Genomic DNA, 18,612 nt, shown 5'->3' on the forward strand with positions numbered 1-18,612 from the left:
TCTTCCAGCCCCCAGCCTCACAAAGCCAATCCAAAAAAAAGCTCCGAAATCATATTGATTCCGGAGCTTTGTATTACTTTTTGTATTGCGATTCGTACGTACTGATCCAATCTTCGGGAGTCATTTTCCGGCTCAGTTCAGCAATCAGGTCAAAAGGAATATCCTCCGCCTTTTTGAAACGGATACAGGATTTTCCCATATCCAGTTTCTTTTTGGAATGTTTCGGAAATTCTGCAACGAACCATTCTAAAAGTTCGGGTCTGGCGTATATGCCCATATGATACAACGCAATAAAATTCTTCTGGGAAGCCACACTGATGAATGGTAACGGCATACCCGGTGTACAGTGGTACCCTGCAGGATAAGTTTTCAATGGAACACCCCAGCCTATCATTCCATAGCTGGCATTTTCTTCAAAACCTTCCGGAAGGTTATCATTCACCGTATTAAAAAGTTTTCTGAAAGAATCCTGCCTCTCTGCAGGAATCTTAGAAATATAGTCTTCTGTGGACGCGGCCTGAATCTGCATGTTTTAATTTTTTTCTAAAGTACAATTATTTTACAAAATTATATACAGTAAACATCTGAACCCGAACCCCGTTGGTTTTATGAGCGTAATCTTACATCAGGCGCAAAAGTTAGGGAGGCAAGCAAAAAGTTGAGTTAATGTGAATAGAAAAAATAATATTGGGATTGTATACCAATCACTGTTTGACTCCGTAGGACTAACATTCATCGACTGAAGAGAGATAATCGTCGATTTTAGAGTATAAGTAAGAAAAATTAACCACAGATGTTTAAGTATATTTTTCAGAGGTTTTTTCTAATCGGCTCACCCCCAATAAGAACTATGAAAAATAGTTGTAAGTATTCTTTAATCGACCTAGGAATCAGGAGCGTTAAAAAAATTGTTCTTGAATCCGTTAAAAAATTTCCAGTGTTTGAGCATGGCTACCCTATTGAGTCGAATAACCAATGTAGAATCCATGCGAGTTTGGAAATTTTAGGAGGCAAGGTCAATTTTTAGCGGATGATTCCAGTCTTGAACTTTTGTATACTTTTGCTTCAAGGCAAAAGTATAATAGGAAAAAAAATCGTCTCTCCACAACTTTTGTACCTGATCCGTAATCTTAAGGTAGGTTTCCAGCAGACCTCTTTTCATCAGTAAATTCTTGTGTGGAAAAATATTTCTCATAAGTGCAAAAAAAGGCAGCTATACAGAATATAGCTGCCTTCAGTAATTATTAACTCAAAAAATTACTTTTTTACTGCTTTAACCGTAGATTGGGAACCATCTTTAAAATAAAGGGTTACAAAATACAATCCGGTGTTCAGATTGCTCAGGTTAATTTCTTTTACAGAACCTTCAATTTTCAGTAAGGCCTTTCCTGATACATCCGTCACTGAGATGGATCTTACCTCTCTGGTATCTGAAATATAAAGAATATCTTTAAAAGGATTGGGATGTACCGCAGCCTTTCTTTCCGAACGGCTTACCTCTGAGGTACTCAGCTGAGCACTTTCAACCGTAAAGTCATCTACATAGAAATTATAGTCCTGGTTATCATACGTACTTCCTGAAGTCCCATAAAAAGCAAACATTGTATTGCCACTGTTGTATGCCGTTAGATTATAAATATAATCATTTGCCGTATTGGAGATAGAGGTACTGTTGTCCCACGTCTGCAATATGACCCAGGTATTGCCTCCATCATTGGAAACCATAAAATGTACAACATCATCAGATCCCATGGCTGAAGCCGCTGTTCCGGAATACGTGGTTACACCGTATTTAAATTTTACTCTATACCCTCCTGCCGACAAATCAAAAGGAACTGTTTTCAGCCATCCTGTTCTGTTGTTAGAATATATATTCATGTGAGCAGAAGGCCCGTTGGCTGATGTATTTAAGAAGTTACGCTGCGACCAGTATGGGCTGGATGTGGTACCGGTAGATCCTGTATCAGGAGTACCGCCGGTCTGGTTATTCACCCAGCATGTCCCCGGAAAGCTGCCGAAATCATTGGTATATGATGGCAGTACAGAACCACATAGGGTGGTAAATGTTTTAGGGAATGACCAGGCACTTTTAGCCGTAGTTCCATTGCAGTTCGTTCTTACCCAGTAGTAATAAGTTGTGCTTGGAGAAAGGCTGCTGAGCGTATAAGAAGTCCCCGTCACATCAGGGTGATTGGGAACCGTGGCACTGTTAGGTACTGTAGGGCTCGTACTGTAATAAATATCATGGCTTACTCCCGGTGTTCCCGAAGGTATGGTCCAAGAAATATCAGCCGTATTGGAGCTCACCGTTCCTGTAGGTGACAATACCGGCGAAAGACAGTCTGTATAAGCTTCTGCAGAGAATGCAAAAATATTGGCAACTCCTGAGCTGTTGGTTTTGGTAACCGTTACACTCTGGACAGGCTTAGCCTGATTGGCCGCATCAATATTTAAAACGGTCTGATAAAGCCGTGGATTGGTGCTGCTTGATTCCAAACCATTGCTTGTGATAAGTATTCTTCCAATCCCCTGAATGGCATAGTCGGATCCCCCATACCAGTCTGAAATACTTTGCCCTGTAAAGGTCTGTGAAGTATTGTCTGTAAAGTTCACAACAACATCTACCGTAGAAGCCCCACTTCCGCTTGTAGAAAGCATATATAGCTTGAAAGCAGCTACAGGATTGGAAAACGTCATTGTTCCGGTATTGCTGCCGGCTGCATTTGTATCGATCCTTAAGGAATTATTTGAGCTTAGATCTCCAAGCTGATAGCTTAATCCCGGAGTTGAAGCTACCATCGAACTGATCATACCATTGGCAGGAATACCGTATGTAAGTGGTGTGCTGGTTCCTGTAAGCTGGAAGTCCCGTGCTACGAAAGCATAGGAAACGCCGTCAACATCAATGGTAGTAGAAGCTGAAGCAGGGCCTACTCCATTAGCAATTACATCGGCATTATAACCGGAAGAAACCGGCAGTGTCTGAAAATTTTGCCCCATCATACCTGAGGCTGCAAAAAGAGCAATAGCGGGAATTGCTCTAAAAAATAAATTTATTGTCATTTTATTCACATTTGTGTGTTAAATTAATAAAAATATTGATACGTAAAGATTATTTTTTAATAAATATTTAAAATAAAATTAATTTTACTTAAATATCAATATCATAATTATCAACATTAACTTTTAAAAAGAAATAAAAACCCTATAGATGAGTTTCTTCTTATGACCTCTTAATTTTATTATTGAGAAATTAAATCTTATTTTTGTCATACAAATTTTTAAACAATGCCGAATATTTCAAACAGAGCACTGCACATGCCGCCATCGCCGGTAAGAAAACTGGTTCCTTTTGCCTTACAAGCTAAGCAGAAAGGAATAAAAGTATATCACCTTAATATCGGGCAGCCTGATATTGAAACTCCGGAAACAGCTTTAAATGCTTTAAAAAATATTGATTTAAAAGTATTGGAATATGCGCTTTCTGAAGGTAATATAGAATACAGAAAAGCCCTTACAGAGTATTATCATTCGATTGGCTTTTCAGACCTGACTCCTGATAACTTTATTGTTACCAATGGTGGATCTGAAGCGCTGAATTTTGCGATCTCTACCCTGTGTGACGAAGGGGATGAAGTGATCATTCCGGAACCGTATTATGCGAACTACAATGGTTTCACCAGCACATTCGATGTGAATGTGGTAGCAGTTCCATCTACGATCGATACAGGTTTTGCCCTTCCTCCCATTGAAGAATTCGAGAAAAAAATCACAGAAAAAACAAGAGCAATTATCATTTGTAACCCAGGGAATCCAACGGGATACCTGTACACCCGTGAGGAGCTACAAAAGCTTGCCGAAATTGCTTTAAAATATGACATTGTTATCATTTCAGACGAAGTATACAGAGAGTATGTATATGATGGGAAACAGCAGATCTCAATGCTTGATTTCCCGGAACTGAGTGAAAACTGCATCATCATAGATTCAGAATCTAAGCGTTACTCGATGTGTGGGGTAAGAATCGGATGTATGGTAACGCGTTCTGCCAAAATCCGCAACGCAGCCATGCTATTTGCACAGGCGAGACTAAGCCCTGTTCTTCTGGGACAGATTGCTGCAACGGCAGCACATCAGAACGATGGGCCATACATCAGAGCGGTAAGAGAAGAATACACGCACCGAAGAAATGTTCTTGTTGACCTTCTTAATGCAATCCCTGGAGTGATTTGTCCTAAACCAAGAGGAGCTTTCTATTGTGTAGCGGAACTTCCGGTAGATGATACCGAAAAGTTTGCACAATGGCTGCTGGAGAAATATTCTCTTAACAACGAGACCATTATGGTAGCTCCAGCAGGAGGATTCTACAGCGATCCTGAATTAGGGAAAAAGCAGGTAAGAATCGCTTACGTCCTGAAAGAAGAAGATTTAAGAAAAAGTGCTGAAATTCTTAAAAATGCTTTAAAGCAATACAGACAAGAATTTAGCCTGTAAATACACAATGATGCCGACAACAAAAAATACACTTCAGAAAATCCTGTTTTCCATTCTTTTGCTGTCGGCATTTTTTTCCTGTGATTCCAAAAAGGAACAACAACCTGAAGTTGCTACAAATCCAAACGAGATTACCTACATCAGCATCTCCCATATTGGCGGAACTTTGGGTGAATACCGGATCATTAAGGTCACCAGGGATTCTGTTTTTGCGGAAAAAGGTGCTACGGTAGACAGAACTCATGAAGAATGGGCTTCATCCATCACTGCAGAAACCTGGACACGGCTGATCTCATCCATTCAGGTAAAGGACCTTGACCATATCAAAAGTTCTCCAAGCCAGCAGTCGGTAGACGGAATCGATGAAACATTCCAGATACGAACTCCGAAAAAAGCTCACATCTTTGTCAATTCTTTTGTAGATCAGACCCATTACAAACAGCTTCAGGAGTTTAAAGAACACTTAGATAATATTCTTCCAAAAGAATACAAATAAAACATGCAAGAAAATTTTTCCTTAAAGCCATACAACACTTTCGGCGTTGATGCGAAATCGAAATACTTCACAGACATCAGGACAATCGATGAACTGCGGGATGCTCTTAGCTTTTCAAAACAACACCATCTTCCCCTTTTGTTTTTGGGAGGCGGAAGCAATATCCTGCTGACCCGGGATTTTGACGGCCTGGCCATTAAAATTGATTTGACAGGAATTTCCCGGGAGGAAATCAATGATAATGAAGTTCTGGTCACCGCAAAAGCAGGTGAAAACTGGCATGAGCTGGTCATGTATTGTTTGAAGAACAATTATGGCGGATTGGAAAACCTTTCTTTAATTCCCGGAAATGTGGGAACATCACCGATGCAGAATATTGGCGCTTATGGAACGGAAATCAAAGATGTTTTTGTAAATTGTCAGGTATTGGATTTAGAAGATCAGACCCTTAAGGTTTTCAATCTTGAGCAATGCAGATTCGGGTACAGGGATTCCGTTTTCAAACAGGAAGGAAAAGGACGGTATGTCATCCTGGAAGTAACTTTTAAGCTCACCCGAAAAGATCACCACACAAAAACAGAATATGGAGCAATAAGATCTGAACTGGATCACCTCGGTATCAAAAACCCGACCATTCAGGATATTTCCAACGCTGTGATCCATATCAGGCAGAGCAAACTGCCGGATCCCAAAGAAATCGGAAATGCGGGAAGTTTTTTCAAAAACCCGACCATCCCTTTGGCTCAATTTGAAGCATTAAAGCAGCAATTTGAAAACATCCAGGGTTATCCTAACGGGGATATGGTAAAAGTTCCTGCGGGATGGCTGATCGAGCAATGCGGATGGAAAGGGAAACAGCTTGGAAACGTCGCTTCCCACAAGCTCCAGTCTTTAGTAATCATCAATGCTACCGGAGAGGCAACCGGAAAAGAAATTTTTGACTTTTCTACTCAGATCATCAAATCGGTACAGGAAAGGTTTGGAATAGAACTTGAACGGGAAGTGAATATTATTTAAAAGGAAGTAATAAATGGGAAAAAATCTGACAGAAAAAGAATTTAAAAGGCTTATTCAAAAGCATATTAAGAATACTGATTTTGTCAAAGTATATCTTGATCATGATAACGATTCTGCTATCTTTGGTTTTATCGTTAAGTTTTCTGATCATTTTCTTATGATTGAGGAGTCTAATGACTTTGCTCTGGTAGGCGTTAAAATTGTTCCTTACAGCAAAGTGAGAGGAATACGCCACAGTAGATATGATAAAATTTCTAAAGCGATTTATTTAGAGGAAAAACTTGTCCGTTTTGATCAAAATATCATTGATAAAACAAATGTAGAAAACGGAGAATCTCTTTTCAAATCAATCAAAAAGCAGGATTTCCACTGCAGCATCGAAAGTAAGAAAAACAAAAGAGATATTTTTTCGATTGGTGAAATTTTAGAAATTGATGAAAAATCTGTAGTTATTAAAAATTATGATCCTGCAGGTAAATTCACCACTCCCCATAAAATCTCTTTTAAAAATATACACGTTATTAATTTTAACGACAATTATACCAAAGTTTTCAGAAAATACCTGAAATAAAACACAAAATACATACGTATGAAAATCGCTATTCTTGGAGCCGGAAATATGGGCCTTTCCTTTTCAAAATCATTCTTAAAATATGAACTGATCAAGCCTGAGAGCCTTCATCTGATCATCAGAAATCCGTCAAAAAAAAACAAAATAGCTGAAGAATTCCCCAGATCTCAAATTTCTACTTTCGAAGAGATCACGGAACTGGATGCAGACCTGATCATTATTGCTGTAAAACCACAGGATTTCCATTGGGTAGCTCAGAATATCCGCTTTAGCGTAAAAGAAAACCAGATGATTTTATCCATTATGGCAGGAATCAATATCGAAAAGATTCAGAAATCTCTGAATCATCCGCTTGTGGTAAGAGCAATGCCTAATTCTCCCACGCTTCTCGGAATGGGAATTACAGGATATACTGCTGCAGACGGTATTTCTTTCAGCCAGTTGATCAATATTGAAAGGTTGCTGAACAGTACCGGAAGATCCGTATATCTGGAAAATGAAGAACTTCTGGACGGTGTCACCGCGCTTTCAGGAAGCGGACCGGCATATTTCTATTATATCATTGATGCTATGATCAAAGCAGGAATGGAAATGGGAATTGAAGAAAACCTGTCTAAACTGTTTGTAAAGCAAACGATGCTTGGGGCGTATCATCTGATCAACAACTCAGAAAAAAACCTTGAAGAACTTATTCAGGATGTTGCTTCCAAAGGCGGAACAACCGAAGCAGCCCTTAAAACATTTGAAGAAAACAGCTTGAAGGAAATTTTAAAGGAGGGCATTTTGAATGCTGAAAAAAGAGCTAAGGAACTCAACAGTTGATCCTTTTTTCAATCCAGCGACAACACAGCCACCCCAGATAAACCCCGAAAGTATTCAGCATCACATCATCGAGCTCAAATATTCCCATTCTTGTAAAGTAATGAAGCGCTTCCACAATAACAATCGCCGAAACAAAAGAAAAGATTAGTGTTTTCAGATCCCTTAATGCCGGCAAAGCCCAGCCGAGAAAACCAAAGGGAATAAACATAGTGATATTTCCGAGGACTATTCTGATAATATCTTCCCATCGGATGGTATTCTTTATAAACTCTATGGTAGAAAAAACAGGCTCCACACGGATCAGGTGATCCTCATACTGAAACCTGCCCATCCCGAGAAACATCAGGTAGAGCAGAAACAGCGTATAAGGAACAATTAAAATTTTATAAACTTTCTTTAACATCCTGTGCTAATATATTCATTTCAAAAACATTAAATTTGTATGTTAAAACAATTTAATGAAATACGTTCTACTTACACTTATTTCAGCAATGCTGCTGTCGGTTTCATGGCCAACTTATGGAGTTCCGTTTTTTATATTCTTCGCGCTCGTTCCGCTATTGATGATGGAACATGGGGTGTCCAAATTTTCAGGCTACAAAAGAAAAAACTGGGTTGTTTTCGGACTTTCCTACCTTTGTTTTGTGATCTGGAACATTGTCACAACGGGATGGCTGTATGGCTCTAAAAATCCTGACGGAAGCCATTCTCTGATGGCCGTCGTATTCCCTGTTCTGGTGAACTCCCTTCTCTACTCACTGGTATTTCAGTGTTATCACTGGTACAAAAATGCTCAGGGAACGTATTGGGGGCTGGCATTTTTCATTGCCATATGGATGAGTTTCGAAAAATTCCATCTGGGTTGGGAACTTACGTGGCCATGGCTGAATCTGGGTAACGCATTTGCAGATTATCCAAAGCTTATCCAATGGTATGATACTCTGGGAGCAACCGGTGGAAGCTTCTGGATTCTTTCCATTAACATTCTGATATTTTACACCATAAGAACATGGGAAGCAGGAAGAAAGAAAAAAGATTTAATTAAAAACAGCTCAATTGCGGGGGCTTTAATTATTCTTCCCATGATTATTTCCGTCATCAAATATTATAATTTTGACGAGAAACCGTCGGGACAGGTTAACGTTCTGATGTTACAGCCGGACCTGGATCCGTATGCCGAAAAATATTCCAAAGACAGCCTGACCATTGAACAGGATCTACTGGCGCTGGCAGAGAAGAACTCCACAGGCAAAATAGATTACTATATCGCCCCGGAAACAGCACTTCCGGGAAGAGGATCGATTTCAGAAACCGCTTTTGAGAAAAGCTTACTGCTCAACAACGTCAAAAATTTCCTAACCCAACATCCGCGGGCAGTTTTTGCAACAGGGATTTCATCACATCAGTTTTACCTCAATGGAGCCGACAGACCCAAGGAAGCTTATGAGATCAATCCGGGATTGTGGATAGCGAGCTACAATACCGCTGTGCAGCTTGCACCTGGTCAGAAAGTACAGGTATACCATAAAGGAAAGCTGGTACCGGGAGTTGAAATCTTCCCTTACATTAATGTCCTGAAACCTATTCTAGGGAATGCCATGCTGAATCTGGGTGGTACGGTAGCATCTTTGGGTACTGATAAAGAAAGAATTGCCTTTTCAAACCCTTACAACAAAGGAAAGATGGCACCTATTATCTGCTATGAAAGTATTTATGGGGAATTCGTTACAGACTATGTAAAAAAAGGAGCGAACTTTCTGGGGATTATGACCAATGATTCCTGGTGGGGCGTAACGGAAGGCCACAAACAGCTTTTAGCCTATGCAAAACTGAGAGCGATAGAAACCCGTCGTGAAATTGCAAGAGCAGCCAACAGCGGCATCTCTGCCCATATCAACGCTAAAGGAGAAGTGACAGCGGATACTTTCTATGGCGACCAGACCACTCTGTTCGCAAAGGTAAACCTGTATGAAAACATGACCTTCTATAGCAGAGCCGGAGACCTTCTTTCAAGGTTTTCAATTTTTGCTTTGGGATTTTTATTGTTTTATTTCCTGATTGAATGGTTCAAAAAGAAAACAAAGAAAGCGTAGTTTTTAAACACAAATTGCGCTAATCTTCATATAAATAATAACAAATATCTGCTGATCAGCAGGATTTGCGAGCGATTAGTCTTCTCGCTGATTTTGCAGATCACGCAGATTTTTATTCCATAAAAAAAGAAAAGCCAGCTGGACGTCTGGCTTTTCTCATGATAGAAGATAGAATAATTCAATTATTTAATCGTAAGTTTTCTCGTGGTTATTTCGTTTTTTATCTTCAGTTTTAAAATATAAACTCCTTTTGGCAGATGAGAGACTTCAATCGATTGGTCGCTGCGTAGGACAACATTCAGTTTTCTTCCGTCCGCTGAATACAATTCAGCTTCTGAAACCTTTTCTCCTTTGATGTATACTTTATCAGAAGCAGGATTAGGATAAACGACAAGTTCGTTTTTTATCCGAACATCTTTTGTTCCCAGGGTACCGCTTATGTCAGAAGGAGCAGAATACACTTTAGACGCATCAATAGACCTTATACTCCAGTAAACATTCTGAATGGAAGGGTCAAGCTCTAGGAACCATGACGGTGTTGTCACTATATATTTGGCGATATCCTGAGCTCCTTGTGAAGATCCTACCTTAATTTCATAACGCAGTGCATTGACAGGTGTTTTATCATCCGTTGCCCCACTCCATGAGAAATTGAATCGGTTTCCATTTTTGGTCATATTCAGGGAGGTAGGTGGCGTTGGCGCCAAATTGACTTCTGTGGAGTTGTTTGTGAAAACTTTGGTCAGTGATGGCAAGTCGGCAGCTGACCAGTCAAATCCGCTCAGCAGAACATCCAGGTGACGATCATGATCAAAGTCAAACAGCTGTACGAAACCAGGCCCTCCAAGCTGATGCAAGCCCGTAACAGTGCTTTCGGTGAAGGTCTGGCTTGCTGCATTATAGAGATAAGTTTTTACTACAGCATTGTAATCTACATTTCCGGATACAATCATATCATAGTACCCATCATTATTAAGATCCCCAACACTTACCGAAGCATCAGAAAAATCAGGCATACTGATCTGCTGAGTAACCAATGTTCCGGTACCATCATTCATTAAAACAGCAAAATACCCGTCATCATTCTGGTCTTTTCCTACTACTACGACATCCTGGAAACCATCTCCATTGAAGTCTGCTGTTTCTATTTTCCCTACTGCTACAGGATCGAAAGTCTGGGCAAGAGCAAGTGTCCCGCCCTGATTTATGTAGACCTTGGATATCGGATCGGAATTGATATCTGACCCAATCAGGACAAGATCCAAAAGATGATCATTGTTAAGATCCACGACCTTAAAACTTCCGTTCTGAGTTCCCTCTACCCAATTCTCAATCATATCGAATCCCGACCCTGTATTTCGGTATAGATCCAGGGTATTCACAAAACCTCCTCCAGTATGACCAAACTGAGTTCCATTAATGGCATAATCGAGCTTACCATCATGATTAAAGTCAAAGACTTCCATCGATCCGTAAACTTTTCCCGGCAGCTCCTCTTCTTTTACAAAGTCTGTTCCGGTATTCTTAAATCTGTAATGTTTATAATTAACAATATCCATATAACTAAGTCCGGTGGAAATAATATCCATCAGCCCGTCATTATTGTAGTCAATAAATTTTATATCCCCAAGATGGGTTGCATCCAGACCCAAACCTGCATATGCCGATAATGCCGCCCCATCATTTTTATATACTTCATTAAAGGTCTTGTCTACATTTCCATCTCCATCCGAATCAATGGCTCCGTTTATCACAATATCCTGTGTCCCATCGTTATCCATATCAGCAATATCAACCGCTGAATAGTAGAAATTGTTCATCCCGGTCTGTATCTCTGTGAAACTTTGTGCAGAAGCAGCGACGGGAAGCATAGATAAAAGAATATAGATCCTCTTCATGTTATTCTTATTTAGATTAATTAAAAACAAAGATAGAATTTTAAATTATTTTCCTTCAAAAATGGCTGTATGAAATATATCAGCCCTGATTCTCTGTGCCATTTCGGGGATTCGCTTATTTTAAAATTCAATATTATTAATCAGCCACTTATTTGCAAATATTTTCCAAAAGATTTGTCTATCTAAAAAATTCTTCGTTATTTTGCACTCTCAAATATTATACAAATAAGAACATCGAGATATGTCAAGAATTTGCCAAATAACAGGAAAGCGTGCAATGGTTGGTAACAACGTTTCTCACGCTAATAACAAAACGAAGCGTCGTTTTGAAATTAACTTATTGGAGAAGAAGTTTTACCTTCCGGAGCAAGATAAGCACGTAACACTGAAAGTATCAGCTCATGGATTGAGAGTGATTAACAAGATTGGAATCGAAGAAGCTATTGAAAGAGCTACTAGAAACGGATTGATTAAAAAGAATTAATACATCATGGCAAAAAAAGGAAACAGAGTTCAAGTAATCCTTGAATGTACAGAACACAAAGAAAGTGGTATGCCAGGAATGTCTAGATACATTTCTACAAAGAATAAAAAGAACACTACAGAGAGATTAGAGCTTAAAAAGTATAATCCTGTTCTTAAGAGATCTACCCTTCACAAAGAAATCAAGTAATTTATAAATAATAATTTACCATGGCAAAGAAAGTAGTAGCAACCCTACAAAGCGGTCAGTCTAAAAAGATGACTAAAGTGGTGAAAATGGTTAAGTCTTCTAAATCAGGAGCTTACGTTTTCGAAGAAAAAGTAATGAATGCTGATGAAGTAGATGGTTATTTAAAAAAATAATCAGTACTTTATTTACAATATAAAAAACTACTCATATTTTGGGTAGTTTTTTTATTTTTATATCTCAAAAGGATACACAAATGAAATCGTTAGTCATTCTGTTATTAGGCATTGGCCTCCAAGGCTCTATAGACGCCCAAAATAGCAAGAACCAAGAAAAAGGAAGCCCACACAAAGGAGTTACACTCATTGTCCTGGGAAATGTACAGGATGCAGGCTCACCACAGGCAGCTTGCAAAAAAAGCTGCTGTGCAGATCTTTGGAAGCATCCAAAACAGGACAGAAAAGTAACATCACTGGGAATCATAGATTATGATCTTCAGAAAAACTATATTTTTGATGCCAGTCCGGATTTCCCTCACCAACTTCAATTATTACAAGAACAATCCGGTACAGCAGATAAGACAGCACCGGATGGAATTTTTATTACCCATGCACACATTGGCCATTATACCGGCTTGATGTTTTTAGGAAGAGAAGCCATGAATTCCAAAAACGTTCCGGTTTATGCTATGCCAAGACTTAAGAAGTATGTTGAAAACAATGGTCCATGGTCACAATTGACCCATTTAAAAAATATTTCGCTCCAGGAAATGCAAAATGAAGTGCCTTTGCAAATTAACACGCATCTCCAGGTAACCCCTATTCAGGTTCCTCACCGGGATGAATACTCGGAAACGGTAGGATACCTGATCAAAGGCCCGAATAAAAAAGCGCTGTTCATCCCTGACATTGATAAATGGAACGTATGGAAGCATACAGTCACAGATCTCATCAAGACTGTTGACTATGCGTTTCTGGATGCTACATTTTACGATGCAGAAGAAGTAGGGTTTAGAGATATTGCAGAAATTCCACATCCATTGGTAACGGAGAGTATGGAACTTTTTAAGAGTTTGTCCCCTCAAGACAAAAAGAAAGTATATTTTATTCATTTCAATCATACGAACGCACTTTTACTTCCGGATAGCCCGCAAACAAAAGCTGTTTTGGCAAATGGTTTCCGTATCGCCAGACTTGGAGATAAGGTAGAATTATAACATAAATAAGAGAAACAATACCCATGTGCAAAGCCGCACACTACCTGCAAAATAGACCATAATTTATGTGTAATGTAAAAAAAACACTGATCTTTTGGGTAGTTTTTTTGTTATCTTTGCTCACCGGATTATGAATCAATTAAATATGAAAAAAATTCTTACTCTTGGGTGTACGATATTTTTTCTATTTTCATTCAGTCAGAAAACAATGGATCCAATAGAATATAAAAGTTCACCAAAAGTTTTCAGCATTAAAGGGCTGTCTCAATCAGTAAGCATTGACTGTGGCAATTCCAGGATGATTTTGTTATCCGGACAGGTTCCTTTAAGCGCTGAAGGAAAGCTGGTGGGAAACAATGTAGAAGAACAGACTCATCAGGTTTTCAGAAATATTGAAAATATCCTGAAAGAATATGGTGCTACAGGTAAGGATATTATAAAGCTGGGTATTTTCATCACAGATATCACAAAAACGCCTGATTTCAGAAAAGTCAGGGATTTACATATCAATCTCCAAAACCCTCCCGTAAGCAGCCTTATAGAAGTGAGCAGGCTTTTCAGAGATGATGTGCTTATCGAAGTGGAAGCCACAGCAGTGATTAAAAACAAATTAGAATAAGCTAAAACTATGAGTTGGTTTAAAAATATTTTTAAAAAGGAAGAAAAAGAAACTCTGGATAAAGGATTGGAAAAATCCAGTCAGGGATTCTTTGAAAAAATGACGAAAGCCGTAGTCGGCAAAAGCAAAGTAGATGACGAGGTACTGGATGATCTTGAAGAAATACTGATTGCCTCCGACGTGGGGGCCTCTACCACTATTAAAATTATAGAACGAATTGAAGAGCGCGTTGCCAAAGATAAATATGTTGGGGTAAACGAACTGGATAAGATTCTTCGTGAAGAGATTTCCGGATTGCTTCTCGAAAATCCTCATGCAGGAACCGGGAATATTGATGCCTCCAAAAAGCCATACGTCATTATGGTAGTAGGGGTAAACGGAGTGGGAAAAACAACAACCATAGGAAAACTGGCTCACCAGTTTAAATCAGAGGGTAAAAAAGTAGTTCTTGGAGCGGCTGACACCTTCAGAGCCGCTGCAGTAGATCAACTTGTAATCTGGAGCGAAAGAGTGGGTGTTCCTATTGTAAAACAGGAAATGGGATCTGATCCCGCCTCCGTTGCATTTGATACGGTACAAAGCGCTGTGGCACAAAATGCTGATGTGGTCATTATTGATACTGCAGGCAGACTTCATAATAAAGTCAACCTGATGAACGAACTTTCGAAAATAAAAAGAGTTATGCAGAAGGTAATTCCTGATGCTCCTCATGAGATTCTGCTTGTTCTTGACGGCTCTACCGGCCAAAATGCTTTCGAACAAGCCAGACAGTTTACTGCTGCCACTGAAGTGAACGCCTTGGCGGTGACAAAACTTGATGGAACAGCCAAAGGCGGTGTCGTTATTGGTATCTCCGATCAGTTTCAGATTCCTGTAAAATATATCGGTGTCGGAGAAAAGATGCAGGACCTGCAACTTTTTAATGGTACGGAATTTGTAGACTCATTCTTCAAGAAAAGATGATTTATATCATATTTTCCCTTACATTAAGAAATAATCACTTTAAATATTAATAATTAAAATCTTAAAACTATGGGAATTTTAACTTGGATCATATTTGGTCTTATCGCGGGAGCTATTGCAAAATTAATTATGCCTGGAACACAGGGCGGCGGATGGCTCATCACAATTATCCTTGGAATCATTGGAGCATTTGTTGGAGGATTTATAGGAAGTTTCCTGGGCTGGGGAACAGTTGACAATTTTGATTTCAGAAGTATGTTGCTTGCTATAGGAGGATCACTTATCGTGCTCTGGATTTATGGAATGGCGACAAGGAAAAGCTAACTGACAGTAATAAAAAAATAAAATCCCGGATCTGAAATTCAGATCCGGGATTTTTGTTTACAATATAATTTAGTTAGTCGATTCTAATTTGATAAGGCATTTCCATCTTGATGTCAGACTGCAGTTTTTTATCTGTAATCTGTTGTAAAATCTCATAATTGGATTTCCCTATTTTATTTTTAATGATCCTTGCAGAAACATCTTCTTCATTCAGGTCTTTGAAAATCTGTTCAAGAGGAGACATCTTTTTAGGAAAAGAGTCTACATGATAGGATTTCAGTCCGGCTTTCTGCGCAGCGAATTTCACGGCATCATTTAATGTTCCCAATTCGTCTACCAGACCAATCTGCTTGGCCCGTACGCCACTCCATACTCTACCACCGCCTACACTGTCGATCTGTTCGAAAGTCTGCTTTCTGTTTTGCGTTACAAAATGCACAAATCTCTTATAGGTACCTTCCACACTTTTGGTCATCATATTAACCCCATAAGGAGTTACTCCATTCAGTCCGGAATAAAACATTGAATTGGCATTGGTAGCGACTACATCAGCACGTATTCCATTTTTATTGGCGATATCCTTATAATAAGGCAATACTCCAAAAACTCCTATAGAACCAGTCAATGTATTGGGCTCAGAATAAATTTTGTCTGCTGCCATAGCCACATAATATCCGCCGGACGCCGCGTAATCCCCAAAGGAAACAATAAGAGGTTTTTTCTTTTTCAGCTGCTGAAGCTCAAATAAAATTTCATCTGAAGCATTAGCACTTCCGCCCGGAGAGTTGATCCTGAAAACAACAGCCTTTACTTTATCATCTTCCTGAAGCTTCTTAATATACTTTACGTATTTGTCTGAATAGATATCGCTATATCCGTCTCCATTATTAATGGACCCCGAGGCATAGAGTACAGCAACTTTTTCTCCGGACTTATCCTCATCAGCATATGAACTGATATAGCTGGTAAGGGAGATCTTGTTGAGCTTTTCTTTTTCTTTAATGCTTAATTTCGATTTAACCAGATTCTCATATTCAGTTTTCTGAATAAGCTTATCAGCAAGTCTGTATTTTAATCCCTGCTCAGGAATCATTCCGTATAAGCTGTCCACAATTGTTCTGAACTGAGCGGTATCAATTTTTCTGGAAACCGCCATTTTATTAGAGGTATTCTTCCAAAGATCGTTCAGAAGAGTACTTAGCTGTTCCTTATTTTCAGGAGAGATATCGTTCCTTAAGAAAGGCTCTACCGCCGACTTGAATTTACCATGACGGATCACTTCAATCCCGATTCCGTATTTATCCGCAAAATCCTTAAAGAATGTAACTTCAGTAGCAAGCCCTTTCAGTTCTATTCCACCCGCAGGATGCAAGTAATACTGATCTGCTACAGACCCCAGATAATATGCAGACTGAGAAACAGCATTTCCATAAGCGTACACAAACTTTCCGCTTTTCTTAAAATCTTCGATCGCATTTCGAAGGTCATCGATCTGAGTAAGACCTGCATTCAGGTCATCTGCCTCAATACTGATCCCTTTAATATTATCATCTGTTTTAGCTTTATTGATAGCCTCCAGCGCATCATACAAAAGAATACTTTTATTCTGGCTGCTTATACCGAACAACCCCATCTCTTCTTCAGTAGGACTATCTATGATATTGGTCTTTAAATTAATCGTAAGAACCGAATTCTTTTTCACCACCACCGACTTATCACTTCCCATAGAACTGAACACAAGCATCATAATGAAAAAGATGAAAAATAAAGCGCAAAGTATCACAATTGCAACTATATTTGCCAAAACATTTTTGAAAAAACTTCTCATAAATCAATCAATTTTCCAATATGTCGCAGCATAAGGTAGTTTTGTTACTAGGAAGTAACCTTGGAGACCAAAAAAAAAATGTAGAGCTCGCCTTAGAGAAAATCAAGGATGCCGGAAACATCATTTCACAAACTAGCGAATTTTTAATATCTGAACCCGTAGAATTTGCCAGTTCCAATATTTTTTGTAATATTGCAGCAATAATATTCACGCATCTTTCACCAATTCAGTTGCTTGATTGTATGAAGGGAATTGAGGTGGAAATGGGAAGAATTAATGATTCAAAAGTCCTGGGAGGCTATACTGACCGGGTAATAGACATTGATATCATTACATTTAATAAATTAAATTTTACATCAGAAAGATTAATTATCCCTCACAAAAAACATCTTTTTGAAAGGGATTTTTCCAGAATATTATTAAAAGATTTTATTTAACACATAAAACATATCGTATGAAATTAGGTTTATTATTACTGGCTACGACATTGCCAATTGCAGCTTTCGCTCAGGACAACAGCACTACAGTAAATTCTTCTTCAGAATATCCTAATACATTCTCCTCAGGTTCCGCTAACGTACAACCTTTCGACAACAAAGCCAGACGTTTCAGAGACTGGTCTATTTCTGTTGGAGGTGGTCCCGCATTTATGACTCATGCTGACCTTACTTCTCTTCGTAAGGACAATGTGAAATGGGGGTATAATGCTTACGTGAGTGTTGACAAACAAATTTCGCATGCATTCGGTGTAAGCCTTATGTATACGAGAGGAGAAACAAAACAGACCGGCCAACTGGCAGGAGCTGCAGGAAAGCTGGCAGGAGTTGCTACTGCAACAACGCAGTTTGACCAGATTGCCCTTATGGGAGATATCAACTTCTCTAACCTGTTGAGAAGAGTAGACAATCATTCGCCATACAGATGGGCTTTCCATGGGTATATGGGAATCGGGCTACAGGGATTCAGAACATCATTGCATGATAACAATGAATTCAGATGGAGTGATGCCCCAAAAAGAGTTCCTTTATTCATCAAACAAGACATTGATATCAACTCCATATTCTATCAGGGAGGTCTAGGTATAAAATATAACGTTTCAAAACTTATTGATATTGAAGCAAGAACCATGTACATCATCAGTGGTGATGATGAGTTCGATGGCGGTGGATGGGCTGGTCCTCATGATTATGACCCTTCTACACCAGGCTCCAAATACAATATGATTAACGACAGAAGATCAGATAATATCTGGACAGTAAGTTTAGGACTTTCTTTCAAACTTGGGAAGCAGACATCTCATTTAGCATGGCATGACCCACTTCAGGAAGCATACTACAAAACCAATGTTCTGGAAAATACAGCTACAGACTTTGTGGTTTGTGAAAAAGGAGATGCTGATAATGACGGAGTATGTGATGATTGGGACAGACAGCTTGACACTCCTGCAGGAGCAAGAGTAGATGGTGCTGGTGTTGCCTTGGACATGGATCTTGATGGAGTTATCGACCTTTATGACAAGTGCGTAACTGTGCCTGGACCTGTTGAAAACAACGGATGCCCGACCAAATAACACTTCAAAAGACATTATTTTTCAAAAGAAT

20 protein-coding genes and 1 pseudogene are annotated in these 18,612 nt (G+C 39.1%); 15 read left to right on the forward strand and 6 right to left on the reverse strand.

Going from position 1 to position 18,612, the window contains the following annotated elements:
* Positions 1–73: 73 nt before the first annotated feature.
* From DRF67_RS08530 to DRF67_RS08540, 3 genes are all read right to left on the reverse strand, one after another.
* Positions 74–529, reverse strand: coding sequence for a DUF1801 domain-containing protein (locus tag DRF67_RS08530; protein ID WP_115927883.1), 456 nt, complete (start codon positions 527–529; stop codon positions 74–76).
* A 474-nt stretch (positions 530–1,003) separates the two neighbouring features.
* A complete protein-coding gene (locus DRF67_RS21495) occupies positions 1,004–1,162 on the reverse strand; it encodes a hypothetical protein (RefSeq protein ID WP_165851763.1) in 159 nt (52 codons plus the stop codon).
* Positions 1,163–1,257: 95 nt separating this feature from the next.
* Positions 1,258–3,063, reverse strand: a complete 1,806-nt coding sequence (locus DRF67_RS08540) for a T9SS type A sorting domain-containing protein (protein WP_115927885.1) — start codon at positions 3,061–3,063, stop codon at positions 1,258–1,260.
* A gap of 225 nt (positions 3,064–3,288) precedes the next feature.
* On the opposite strand from DRF67_RS08540, the gene DRF67_RS08545 reads away from it, so the two are divergent.
* The 5 genes from DRF67_RS08545 to proC are packed head-to-tail and all read left to right on the forward strand — an operon-like array spanning position 3,289 to position 7,400.
* Complete coding sequence (locus DRF67_RS08545) at positions 3,289–4,494, forward strand: pyridoxal phosphate-dependent aminotransferase (RefSeq protein WP_115927886.1); 1,206 nt, start codon at positions 3,289–3,291, stop codon at positions 4,492–4,494.
* Positions 4,495–4,501: 7 nt separating this feature from the next.
* Positions 4,502–4,990 carry a hypothetical protein gene (locus DRF67_RS08550; RefSeq protein WP_228435768.1) on the forward strand — a complete coding sequence of 163 codons (489 nt, stop codon included), beginning with the start codon at positions 4,502–4,504 and terminating at the stop codon, positions 4,988–4,990.
* Positions 4,991–4,993: 3 nt separating this feature from the next.
* Positions 4,994–6,007 carry a UDP-N-acetylmuramate dehydrogenase gene (murB, locus tag DRF67_RS08555; protein WP_115927888.1) on the forward strand — a complete coding sequence of 338 codons (1,014 nt, stop codon included), beginning with the start codon at positions 4,994–4,996 and terminating at the stop codon, positions 6,005–6,007.
* A gap of 13 nt (positions 6,008–6,020) precedes the next feature.
* Positions 6,021–6,578 carry a hypothetical protein gene (locus DRF67_RS08560; RefSeq protein ID WP_115927889.1) on the forward strand — a complete coding sequence of 186 codons (558 nt, stop codon included), beginning with the start codon at positions 6,021–6,023 and terminating at the stop codon, positions 6,576–6,578.
* Between the two features lie 18 nt (positions 6,579–6,596).
* Complete coding sequence (gene proC / locus DRF67_RS08565) at positions 6,597–7,400, forward strand: pyrroline-5-carboxylate reductase (protein WP_115927890.1); 804 nt, start codon at positions 6,597–6,599, stop codon at positions 7,398–7,400.
* On the opposite strand, the gene DRF67_RS08570 is transcribed toward proC, so the two are convergent.
* Positions 7,390–7,803 (reverse strand): VanZ family protein, encoded by a 414-nt coding sequence (locus DRF67_RS08570; RefSeq protein WP_115927891.1) that lies wholly within the window; start codon positions 7,801–7,803, stop codon positions 7,390–7,392. The genes proC and DRF67_RS08570 overlap by 11 nt on opposite strands.
* Positions 7,804–7,858: 55 nt before the next feature.
* Here DRF67_RS08570 and lnt point away from each other — a divergent pair, with 55 nt between their 5' ends.
* Positions 7,859–9,493: an apolipoprotein N-acyltransferase gene (gene lnt / locus DRF67_RS08575; RefSeq protein WP_115927892.1), complete on the forward strand. Its 1,635-nt coding sequence runs from the start codon at positions 7,859–7,861 to the stop codon at positions 9,491–9,493.
* A gap of 182 nt (positions 9,494–9,675) precedes the next feature.
* Here lnt and DRF67_RS08580 read toward each other — a convergent pair whose 3' ends face one another.
* Positions 9,676–11,391 carry a T9SS type A sorting domain-containing protein gene (locus DRF67_RS08580; protein WP_228435769.1) on the reverse strand — a complete coding sequence of 572 codons (1,716 nt, stop codon included), beginning with the start codon at positions 11,389–11,391 and terminating at the stop codon, positions 9,676–9,678.
* Positions 11,392–11,632: 241 nt separating this feature from the next.
* On the opposite strand from DRF67_RS08580, the gene rpmB reads away from it, so the two are divergent.
* From rpmB to DRF67_RS08615, 7 genes are all read left to right on the forward strand, one after another.
* Complete coding sequence (gene rpmB, locus DRF67_RS08585) at positions 11,633–11,875, forward strand: 50S ribosomal protein L28 (RefSeq protein WP_002976757.1); 243 nt, start codon at positions 11,633–11,635, stop codon at positions 11,873–11,875.
* 6 nt (positions 11,876–11,881) lie between these two features.
* Entirely contained in the window at positions 11,882–12,064 is a 183-nt protein-coding gene (gene rpmG / locus DRF67_RS08590; protein ID WP_027373683.1) for a 50S ribosomal protein L33, read from the forward strand.
* Between the two features lie 20 nt (positions 12,065–12,084).
* The gene (locus DRF67_RS08595; protein ID WP_002976755.1) at positions 12,085–12,237 is read left to right on the forward strand and encodes a DUF4295 domain-containing protein; all 153 of its coding nucleotides are present in this window, start codon (positions 12,085–12,087) and stop codon (positions 12,235–12,237) included.
* Between the two features lie 80 nt (positions 12,238–12,317).
* Complete coding sequence (locus tag DRF67_RS08600; protein WP_115927893.1) at positions 12,318–13,277, forward strand: MBL fold metallo-hydrolase; 960 nt, start codon at positions 12,318–12,320, stop codon at positions 13,275–13,277.
* A 145-nt stretch (positions 13,278–13,422) separates the two neighbouring features.
* The gene (locus DRF67_RS08605; protein WP_115928026.1) at positions 13,423–13,896 is read left to right on the forward strand and encodes a RidA family protein; all 474 of its coding nucleotides are present in this window, start codon (positions 13,423–13,425) and stop codon (positions 13,894–13,896) included.
* Positions 13,897–13,905: 9 nt separating this feature from the next.
* Positions 13,906–14,859 carry a signal recognition particle-docking protein FtsY gene (gene ftsY, locus DRF67_RS08610; protein ID WP_115927894.1) on the forward strand — a complete coding sequence of 318 codons (954 nt, stop codon included), beginning with the start codon at positions 13,906–13,908 and terminating at the stop codon, positions 14,857–14,859.
* A gap of 69 nt (positions 14,860–14,928) precedes the next feature.
* Positions 14,929–15,183, forward strand: a complete 255-nt coding sequence (locus DRF67_RS08615) for a GlsB/YeaQ/YmgE family stress response membrane protein (RefSeq protein WP_115927895.1) — start codon at positions 14,929–14,931, stop codon at positions 15,181–15,183.
* Between the two features lie 73 nt (positions 15,184–15,256).
* Here DRF67_RS08615 and sppA read toward each other — a convergent pair whose 3' ends face one another.
* A complete protein-coding gene (sppA, locus tag DRF67_RS08620; RefSeq protein WP_115927896.1) occupies positions 15,257–17,011 on the reverse strand; it encodes a signal peptide peptidase SppA in 1,755 nt (584 codons plus the stop codon).
* A gap of 20 nt (positions 17,012–17,031) precedes the next feature.
* On the opposite strand from sppA, the gene folK reads away from it, so the two are divergent.
* Both folK and DRF67_RS08630 read left to right on the forward strand, forming a co-directional pair.
* Positions 17,032–17,448: a 2-amino-4-hydroxy-6-hydroxymethyldihydropteridine diphosphokinase gene (folK, locus tag DRF67_RS08625; protein WP_115927897.1), complete on the forward strand. Its 417-nt coding sequence runs from the start codon at positions 17,032–17,034 to the stop codon at positions 17,446–17,448.
* A 17-nt stretch (positions 17,449–17,465) separates the two neighbouring features.
* A pseudogene (locus tag DRF67_RS08630) lies at positions 17,466–18,578 on the forward strand (OmpA family protein); the annotation flags it as partial.
* Positions 18,579–18,612 lie beyond the last annotated feature (34 nt).

This window comes from Chryseobacterium pennipullorum (genome assembly GCF_003384725.1).
In the GTDB taxonomy this organism is placed as follows: Bacteria; Bacteroidota; Bacteroidia; order Flavobacteriales; family Weeksellaceae; genus Chryseobacterium; species Chryseobacterium pennipullorum.